The following is an 8,427-nucleotide window of genomic DNA, read 5'->3' on the forward strand; positions in this document are numbered from 1 at the left end:
CGCAGTTATCATCGGATTTTCCTAAACCATGTCTCCCGAAGTTGTAGAAATTCTTTCCGCAGACGAAATCCGTCGAACCCTCAATCGTATCGCTTCCCAGGTGGTAGAGAAGTCACGCGACTTGTCTGAGTTAGCGCTAGTAGGTGTTTATACCAGAGGCGCTGTATTAGCCAATCTCTTGGCTCGTCAGATAGAAGCGCTCGAACAAGTGCAAGTGCCCGTGGGAGCGCTAGATATTACCTTCTATCGAGATGATTTGGATCAAATTGGCATTCGCACACCCGCCAAAACTGACATCCCTTTCGATCTCTCTGGTAAGACGGTAGTGTTGGTGGATGATGTCATTTATCGAGGGCGTACCGCTCGTGCTGCCCTGAATGCGGTAAATGATTATGGTAGACCAGCGGCAATTTGGTTAGCCGTTCTGGTGGATAGGGGGCAGCGGGAGTTACCCATTCACCCGGATTTCACGGGCAAGAAGTTGCCAACGTCCAAAGAAGAACAGGTGAAGGTTTACTTACAAGAGATTGATGGACGAGATGCTGTGGAATTATTAAAGGTTTAAGCGGTCTTGTCTTCGGTTTCCCTGGTGTGTTGGTGGGAAAATCGAGATTGTTAATAAACCAGTCTGTACAGATTTGTCAGGCGCTGTCTATGCAGAACGTTGGAGATAGTAGATTGATTAATAAATCGGCTCTTACCAAAGAAACCCAGACCCGAAAGGCAGATCATCTAAAAATTTGTCTCGATGAGGATGTGCAATTTCACTCCACAACGAATGGATTGGAAGGCTACCGCTTTAATCACTGTTGTTTGCCAGAGTTAGATCAACGTGAAGTTGATATCTCAACAACTTTTTTGGGAAAACAGCTCGGTGCGCCTTTGCTCATTTCTTCGATGACGGGGGGAACGGAACTGGCGAGGATGATTAATTATCGTCTAGCTGCTGCGGCGCAACGCTATAACCTAGCGATGGGCGTGGGTTCCCAGCGGGTAGCGGTGGAGAATCCCCAGGTTGCTTCGACTTTCGCCGTGCGATCGCTTGCTCCCGATATTCTCCTATTTGCGAACTTGGGGGCGGTGCAACTTAACTATACCTATGGAGTTGATGAATGTCTGCGCTCAATTGACTTGTTAGAGGCAGACGCCTTGATTTTGCATCTCAATGCCTTGCAAGAGTGCATTCAACCCAGAGGTGACACCAACTTCCGAGGCTTACTTGACAAAATCAAAAATTTGTGCAATAAGTTACCAGTACCCGTGATTGTCAAAGAGGTGGGAAATGGCATCTCCGCTGCGATCGCGCAGAAGTTGATTGATGCGGGTGTGAGCGCCATTGACGTTGCCGGTGCCGGTGGGACATCATGGGCAAAGGTGGAGAGTGAACGGGCTGAAAATGCCCAGCAGCGCCGATTAGGACTAACTTTTGCTGATTGGGGTTTGCCCACAGCAGAATGCATTACCAGTATTCGAGCCATTGCCCCAAATATTCCCTTGATTGCCTCTGGGGGATTACGCAACGGTCTGGAAGTGGCAAAAGCGATCGCGCTAGGAGCCGATCTCGCGGGTCTGGCGTGGCCTTTTCTCCAGGCAGCCGTAGAATCGGAAGACGCCCTTGATGCTTTGGTTGAAGTATTAGTCGCTGAAATCACCACTGTATTATTCTGCACTGGCAATCCCACCTTGTCTGCTCTGAAACAGTCTGGCGCGTTGCAACCATTACGATAACTGTGTTGGAAATGGGAAAGCGATAAGTGAATTCAAAGCTTAAAACTTTTACCCATTCCCAATTACCCATTACCCTAACCCCAGCCTAATGCGTAGTTTCCTTAAACAAACTTTTGCTAGCTTGCTTGGAAGCCTATTCGGACTCATCCTATTTTTCGGTTTGGGAACGAGCGGGCTAATCTTGTTATTGATTGCGGTGGCATCTAAAGATACAGGGCCGGAAGTTGAGGATAAATCGGTACTGGTAATCGATCAGTCTTTGACGATTACGGATAGCGATCCGATATCCAGCACCAGCGAAGCAATCAGCGAAGCTTTATCTGGTGAGGAAAATAATAGCGTGCGGCTGCGAACGGTTTTGAATGCCCTTGAGCAGGCAACTAAAGATAAGCGGATTGTGGGCGTATATTTAGATGGCAGTGGTTCCTCTAGTTCTAGCACCGGGTTTGCCACGCTCAAAGAAGTTCGTTCGGCGCTGGAAAAATTCCGTAAGTCTGGCAAAAAGATTATTGCCTACAACATGGATTTGGGGAAACGGGAATATTATTTAAGCTCAGTGGCAGACACCATTGTGATGAACCCGTTGGGAACAATCGAAATGAACGGTTTGCGTTCTGAGTCGATGTTCCTAACAGGAGCCTTGCAGAAATACGGGGTTGGGGTTCAGGTGATCCGGGTTGGGAAATTTAAGTCAGCGGTGGAACCTTATGTACTCACGAAACTGAGTCCGGAGAACCGACAACAAACTCAGAATTTGTTGGGCGATTTGTGGGGAGACTTTTTGACAACAGTGAGCCAGGGTCGAAAATTAAACCCGAAACAGCTACAAGCGATCGCAGACACTCAAGGAATATTAACCGCACCGGATGCGAAAAAGCGTGGCTTTGTGGATCGGGTAGCGTATCTAGATCAGGTGGTGGCAGACCTGAAAAAGCTAACTGGCAGAACCGAAGAGAATAAAACATTCCGTCAAATTAGCCTTGCTACTTACGCTAGAGCGACTCAAACCGAAGGTAAAGATCGCACTTCTGACAACAAAATTGCCCTACTTTACGCCGAAGGGGAAATCGTAGACGGCGAAGGTGGCTCTCGGCAAGTGGGAGGAGATCGCTTTGCCAGACAGCTGCGACGGCTGCGACTTGATAAAGATGTGAAGGCTGTCGTGCTGCGGGTAAATAGTCCCGGCGGTAGCGCCTCGGCGTCTGAGGTGATTCAGCGAGAGGTACGGCTAACTCGTCAGGTGAAGCCAATCATCGTTTCTATGGGAGATATGGCAGCATCCGGTGGCTACTGGATTTCCACCTATGCTAATCAGATTTACGCCGAACCAAATACCATTACCGGCTCGATCGGTGTCTTTGGGATGCTGCTCAATTTCCAAAAGCTTGCGAATAATAATGGCATCACCTGGGATGTCGTCAAAACTTCCAAATTTGCGGATAGCAATACGGTCTCACGTCCCAAAACGCCTCAAGAATTGGCGATTCATCAGCGATTTGTTAACCAAATTTACGGTCAGTTCCTCAACAAAGTGGCGGATTCTCGAAAACTATCAAAGCAGAAAGTCGCTGAGATTGCCCAAGGACGAGTGTGGTCGGGTCAAGATGCCAAGCAACTGGGACTGGTTGATGAGATTGGCGGTATTGATGATGCGATCAAATCTGCTGCCGTTGCCGCTAAACTGGGTGAGAATTGGGAGCTGGAAGAGTACCCCAAGGTTCGCAGTCTAGAACAACGCATTTTGAAACAGTTTGCGGGTGGGGATAATGCCCAAACCAAGCAGCCATCCGATCTGCTGAGTGCAGAACTCCTCAAGTTACAAGAAGAATTAGTAGCGCTCAAAACAATGAACGATCCTAGAGGTATTTACGCCCGTTTGCCCTATAATTTGCGAATTGATTAGTGCAACGTCCGGAATAGGCAGTTGAAAATGTGGAATATACGGTAACAGTCTTCCGATAGGTAGAGTAGACTGAACGGAACAGCCCACCCAATAATTAAAAGCATCTATCTATGGATAGAAAATCTAACCGCTTTGTCCTGCTGATCGTTTCTTGTAGTGCTGCTGGTATCCTTGTGGGAGGCGTCTCCAACTGGATAGATAGTAATCAATGTCTGCAAGCCAAAACGCCTACCAGTGAATGCTTGATGCAAGACCCCACGAGCCAAACGATTCAAGGAATGTGTATGGGTTTGATAGCGGGAGCAGGAGCAGCACTGGGTGCTACTTTGCAGCTAAAGCGGCAAGAAGATTAGAAAGTTTGTTCTTAGTAATGAAAGTATCGCTAATTGATAAGATATGTCGAACAATTAGCCATACTTTCATTCCCCTATTAAAATCGATAACGGCGATCGCTTACCCAGAAGCTAATCGGTACTGCACGACCTTGGGCATCCACCTTCGCTTCCACCACAATCGCTTGCCGTTGTCTGTCCGATCGGGCTTGATAAATATCTTGGTTAATTTCATCCCGCCGCGCTTCTGGCATATAGTAGCTTTCTAAGCCGTAGTCGATGGAATTACCGCTAGATTTGCCCTTTAACGCTATCTGATTTGCTGGCAAAGATTTGGGCATCTTGCTACTCACCCGCACGGGTTTCCATGCTTGGGGAGAATTTGTTTTAGCAGCAGGCGCTTCTAAAATCACGTAGAAGCGAATTCCTGTCGGTAAAGAATTTAAAGGCGGTACGGACGGTGGCAAATCCGTTGCTTTTGCTTCGAGGTGTTGTTTCACTAAGGCTTTCCAACCCGGCAGCGATCGCAAATTCTCTTGACGCGAGATGTCATAGCTTAGCGTCTGCGAATAGCCACGCAAGAAATCGTATGGGTCTACGGGAACCGTCTTGAGAACGACCGTTTTCCCAGTGAGGGTAGTGTAAAGTGGCTGGGCAGGTGCGGCAAGAACGATCGCCGTTTGCAACAGGAGAGGCACCCAGAGTCTCCAAGCAGGCATTCGCTTTTGTGGCTCTATGAGAGTCGGAGCGATTGAAGATGATTGAGAAGTGTGCCTCATTAAAAATCCTCTGAGTCAATTTTTAATTTCCAGCGTGTGGACATAGCGCTCGAACCAAAGCCCGATAGCGATCGCAGTGATACCGCACAGAATAAACAGCAAGGATTTGAAGACTAATCCCGTCGCAGACAACACAAACCAAGTCAGAATTCGCACAATTAATAGCATCATGCCCCCCCAGAAGGCGCTGCGTTCTGCTTGTGCTAGCCCTTGGCGCATCAATGCCGCGGCTAACAAGAACAACAGCACATTGCCAATAAAAGTGGCAAGCAGGGGAATTGGCTGGACGGTGAGATGCCAAACGGGTATCCCAGCCATGAAGCAGATAAAGATACCGATGGCAATTGTGGTCAGAATTTCCTCCCGACGAGTGCGAAGGCTTCTGGTAAGCCACAGCAGACGCAACCACGCAAAGATTGCCAACCCACTCAAAATCACTACATCTACCAGGGGAAACCAAGTAACTCTCGCGGATTGCTCCGCAGAAGACATTTTGGATAAAACACCCCAGAACCAAAGCGAGGACGACAGATAAAGTACAACGCCTAGAAATACCAGCGCCAAACGACGGGCGAGGGGTCGAAAGGAACCTCCCCAGCTTCCCCCTTGCCAAGAGGCGGGAAAGATTTGGTTTGGCTTCGGAACCCGATTTAAGTCACTGTAGACCCACAGCGAGTCATCATAGCCCCACAACAGTGCGGGGGGCAGTGCCAAGGCGATCGCTAATACGATACCCGTAGACTTCAGGGAAAATAGATTAAATAGTCCTAAGCTGAGCGGTCGGAGGTTTGCTTCCAAAGAAGAAATAACTGCGATCGCTGCCAGTCCAAAAATCACGCGAGAACGACACCAGTATGCCAGCGGCACAAACATCAAGCTTGCCAACAGCGGCATATGTTGTCCCATCTGGGATGACCAGGAAAACTCCTCATAATAGTAAGAATTTGACCAACTTGCCCCTTCCCAGTTCCACCAAAAACTCCAGTACCCCAATCCGATAATGATGATTGCCAGCACGCTTAAGGAAGTCAAACGCAAGCTGTAAGCCATTGCTAGCACACCGACTCCCCACGCTAGCAATAACTCATAGAAGGGACCGCTGATGTGAAACATCTGACCCATCAGCCCCATATTTGCCCCTAAAATGATTGCTCCTAAGAGCAAGAATCCATGACCGAGGCGTTGTTGCGCCCCATTCGGACGCCGCCACAGGTAAAAACCCGCAATATTCACTCCAATAAACAAACTCAATAGCAGCGTTACCTTGCCATTTCGCGGCAACTCCTGCCAGTTTGCTGCTACAAAACTGATCGTCCCCAAGCCAATGAGGATACTCCCCAACCCTAACAAGATCATGACAAAGCGATCGCGGGCAGCAGTCTCCAGCCTATTAAATTGATAACGCTCTGATAACTGTTCGTATAGTTGAGCATCAATCAGCCCCTCAGTTCGCCAAAGATTTGCTTCCTGACGTAACTGACGGCGAAATTTATCTGAAACCATAACCCTCAATTACAATCCGCTCTGTAGTCTAATTTTTTTGACTATAAACTTAGTTTTAACGCCCTCCCATGATTCAATTCAAGGGGATGTGACAGTTAGATTCACTATCTACAGATGGGAAAACCTTCTACGTTACTGCTTAAACTCAGTCGGCGTCTATTCGATGACTTAGGCGAACAAGCAAAGTTTCTTGAACTCTTAATTCATCCTTAACCTTTTCCTCCTTACTTTCTTTGATGTCAGGAAAAAACGGGGAATTTGTCCTTGGCTATTCTTATGCCGACAACTTGGCAATACATTTTTGTAGACTGCTGACCTCTTTTACTTTAAGTAATTTAAGGCTAAATAGCATTTAGTTAATAATTAGGGTTTGGAAAAATCTCCAACTCTTTATAGCCTGTCTGCTCATCCATTGTTCTTAAAAAAGTGAATTCTTCGCTAACTCCGATGACAATTTCGGCAGTAGTATAGATAATACAGCCTTCCATGAGATGTCCACCGATGGTTTTTCCTTCTTTATTTGCAATGGCGATATGCAGGTGAATGCCAGCCGCTTCCAGAGTGCCATTGAGAGAAATAATTTCAAAATTGTCGTTAAAAGCTGTACTATACCTGTGATTTGCAAAGCGAAGAGTCGCTTTTTTCAAGCTGCCAACTCCGGTTAAGATAAAGCCCGATTGAAGATTTTGCTTGATTGCAAAATCTTGTAAGCTTTTTTTTAAATCTTGATCTGGCTTCAGACGAATAGCAAATACTTTCATGAATTAAAGGCTGGTAAATATACTGGGATTACGCGAATAATTACTAATTGTATCGGTAATTCCATCATACCCGTCATGAATTGCCATTCCTAAAATATGCGTAAAGGCTTCTACTTTATATTGATAGGATGCAAACTGTGCCTGAATTGCCGCCTCAGTGTCAAAATCTGAAAGAACAGGTCGAGACTATACTACAACTGTTGCATCAGGAGCCGTCTCTGCGATCGCAAGATGTTACACCCGTACAGACATCTCTCGGTAAAGCGATTTCCCCTAAGTTTGAGATTGTATTTGCGGGAGCTTTTAGTGCAGGGAAATCGATGTTAATTAACGCTCTGTTAGAGCGGGAATTGCTTTACAGTGCGGAGGGACACGCTACAGGTACGGAATGTAAAATTGAGTACGCCGAACCGGATAAAGAACGAGTGGTGCTGACGTTTCTGAGTGAGGTAGAAATTCGGGAACAGGCAAGTGCGGTATCTCAGATGCTGGGGTTAGGGACAGCTAGCAATATTAATCAATCTGAAGTGATTCAATTGCTAAGCGATGGATGCCAAGCGATTATCGAGATTGAGGGTGGAGAAAGTAAATCAGAAAGAGCAAAACAAGCGAATGCGCTGATGTTGTTGCTGGAAGGATTTGTTGCCAATCGCGATCGCATCAATACGGTTAATAATGCTACATATTCAATGGAGCAATTTAACTTCTCCAACCTCAAAGAAGCGGCTGGTTATGCTCGCCGTGGCAGTAACAGCGCGGTTTTGAAGCGAATTGAGTATTACTGTTATCATCCGCTGTTGCGGGATGGGAATGTGATTATCGATACGCCGGGAATTGATGCGCCAGTGGAGAAAGACGCACAACTGACCTACGCTAAGATTGAACACTCGGATACGTCAGCGGTGGTGTGCGTTCTCAAACCCGCATCTGCTGGCGACATGACGAAGGAAGAAACGGAACTGCTGGAGAAAATGCGCTCAAATCCGGGGATACGCGATCGCGTATTCTTTGCCTTCAACCGTATCGATGAAACTTGGTATAATAGCCAGTTAAGGCAACGTTTAGACGGTTTGATTAGCGCTCAGTTTCGAGATACTACTAGGGTTTATAAAACGAGCGGACTATTAGGATTTTACGGCAGTCAGATTAAACAGACCAGTGGACGCGATCGCTTTGGTTTAGATTCTGTCTTTGCTGATAGTGTTAAAGGCTTGGATGAACGAGAAGAAATACCACAATTTGTTACAGCCTTTAATAACTACTGCGCGAATTCTGGAAAATTACCTCCTAACAAGTTCCGAATTTCCGTTAATAGCTACGAATCCCCAAATGAAAATTACGTGCGGATTTTAGCTGAACAAGGTACACCTATCATTCAACAGTTAATTCAAGATAGTGGAATAGAAGAGTTTCGCGCTGCT

The 8,427-nt window shown here is 46.7% G+C and carries 8 protein-coding genes; 5 read left to right on the forward strand and 3 right to left on the reverse strand.

Annotation, left to right across the window (positions count from 1 at the left end; translation table 11 throughout):
• Positions 1 to 28 precede the first annotated feature (28 nt).
• From pyrR to H6F50_RS20350, 4 genes are all read left to right on the forward strand, one after another.
• Positions 29 to 565, forward strand: coding sequence for a bifunctional pyr operon transcriptional regulator/uracil phosphoribosyltransferase PyrR (gene pyrR, locus H6F50_RS20335; RefSeq protein WP_190410797.1), 537 nt, complete (start codon positions 29 to 31; stop codon positions 563 to 565).
• An 89-nt stretch (positions 566 to 654) separates the two neighbouring features.
• Positions 655 to 1,728, forward strand: a complete 1,074-nt coding sequence (fni, locus tag H6F50_RS20340; RefSeq protein WP_190430106.1) for a type 2 isopentenyl-diphosphate Delta-isomerase — start codon at positions 655 to 657, stop codon at positions 1,726 to 1,728.
• A gap of 88 nt (positions 1,729 to 1,816) precedes the next feature.
• Positions 1,817 to 3,631: a signal peptide peptidase SppA gene (sppA, locus tag H6F50_RS20345; protein WP_190430107.1), complete on the forward strand. Its 1,815-nt coding sequence runs from the start codon at positions 1,817 to 1,819 to the stop codon at positions 3,629 to 3,631.
• 110 nt (positions 3,632 to 3,741) lie between these two features.
• On the forward strand, positions 3,742 to 3,984 hold the full coding sequence (locus H6F50_RS20350; RefSeq protein ID WP_190430108.1) for a hypothetical protein: 243 nt from the start codon (positions 3,742 to 3,744) through the stop codon (positions 3,982 to 3,984).
• A gap of 77 nt (positions 3,985 to 4,061) precedes the next feature.
• Here the strand turns inward: H6F50_RS20350 and H6F50_RS20355 are convergent, their stop codons facing one another.
• From H6F50_RS20355 to H6F50_RS20365, 3 genes are all read right to left on the reverse strand, one after another.
• Entirely contained in the window at positions 4,062 to 4,742 is a 681-nt protein-coding gene (locus tag H6F50_RS20355) for a GDYXXLXY domain-containing protein (RefSeq protein WP_190430109.1), read from the reverse strand.
• A 15-nt stretch (positions 4,743 to 4,757) separates the two neighbouring features.
• Entirely contained in the window at positions 4,758 to 6,245 is a 1,488-nt protein-coding gene (locus tag H6F50_RS20360; RefSeq protein WP_190430110.1) for a DUF2157 domain-containing protein, read from the reverse strand.
• Positions 6,246 to 6,601: 356 nt separating this feature from the next.
• Entirely contained in the window at positions 6,602 to 7,006 is a 405-nt protein-coding gene (locus H6F50_RS20365; RefSeq protein ID WP_190430111.1) for a PPC domain-containing DNA-binding protein, read from the reverse strand.
• Between the two features lie 137 nt (positions 7,007 to 7,143).
• On the opposite strand from H6F50_RS20365, the gene H6F50_RS20370 reads away from it, so the two are divergent.
• A partial coding sequence (locus H6F50_RS20370; protein WP_190430112.1) for a dynamin family protein occupies positions 7,144 to 8,427 on the forward strand: 1,284 nt, incomplete at its 3' end.

The sequence above is a fragment of the Coleofasciculus sp. FACHB-712 genome (genome assembly GCF_014695635.1).
Lineage (GTDB): Bacteria > Cyanobacteriota > Cyanobacteriia > Cyanobacteriales > FACHB-T130 > FACHB-T130.

What these genes read in the sequence shown, in the direction of transcription:
- pyrR (WP_190410797.1), top strand. Translation starts at nt 29, where the DNA reads ATGTCTCCCGAAGTTGTAGAAATTCTTTCCGCAGACGAAATCCGTCGA.
- fni (WP_190430106.1), top strand. Translation starts at nt 655, where the DNA reads ATGCAGAACGTTGGAGATAGTAGATTGATTAATAAATCGGCTCTTACC.
- sppA (WP_190430107.1), top strand. Translation starts at nt 1,817, where the DNA reads ATGCGTAGTTTCCTTAAACAAACTTTTGCTAGCTTGCTTGGAAGCCTA.
- H6F50_RS20350 (WP_190430108.1), top strand. Translation starts at nt 3,742, where the DNA reads ATGGATAGAAAATCTAACCGCTTTGTCCTGCTGATCGTTTCTTGTAGT.
- H6F50_RS20355 (WP_190430109.1), bottom strand. Translation starts at nt 4,742, where the DNA reads ATGAGGCACACTTCTCAATCATCTTCAATCGCTCCGACTCTCATAGAG.
- H6F50_RS20360 (WP_190430110.1), bottom strand. Translation starts at nt 6,245, where the DNA reads ATGGTTTCAGATAAATTTCGCCGTCAGTTACGTCAGGAAGCAAATCTT.
- H6F50_RS20365 (WP_190430111.1), bottom strand. Translation starts at nt 7,006, where the DNA reads ATGAAAGTATTTGCTATTCGTCTGAAGCCAGATCAAGATTTAAAAAAA.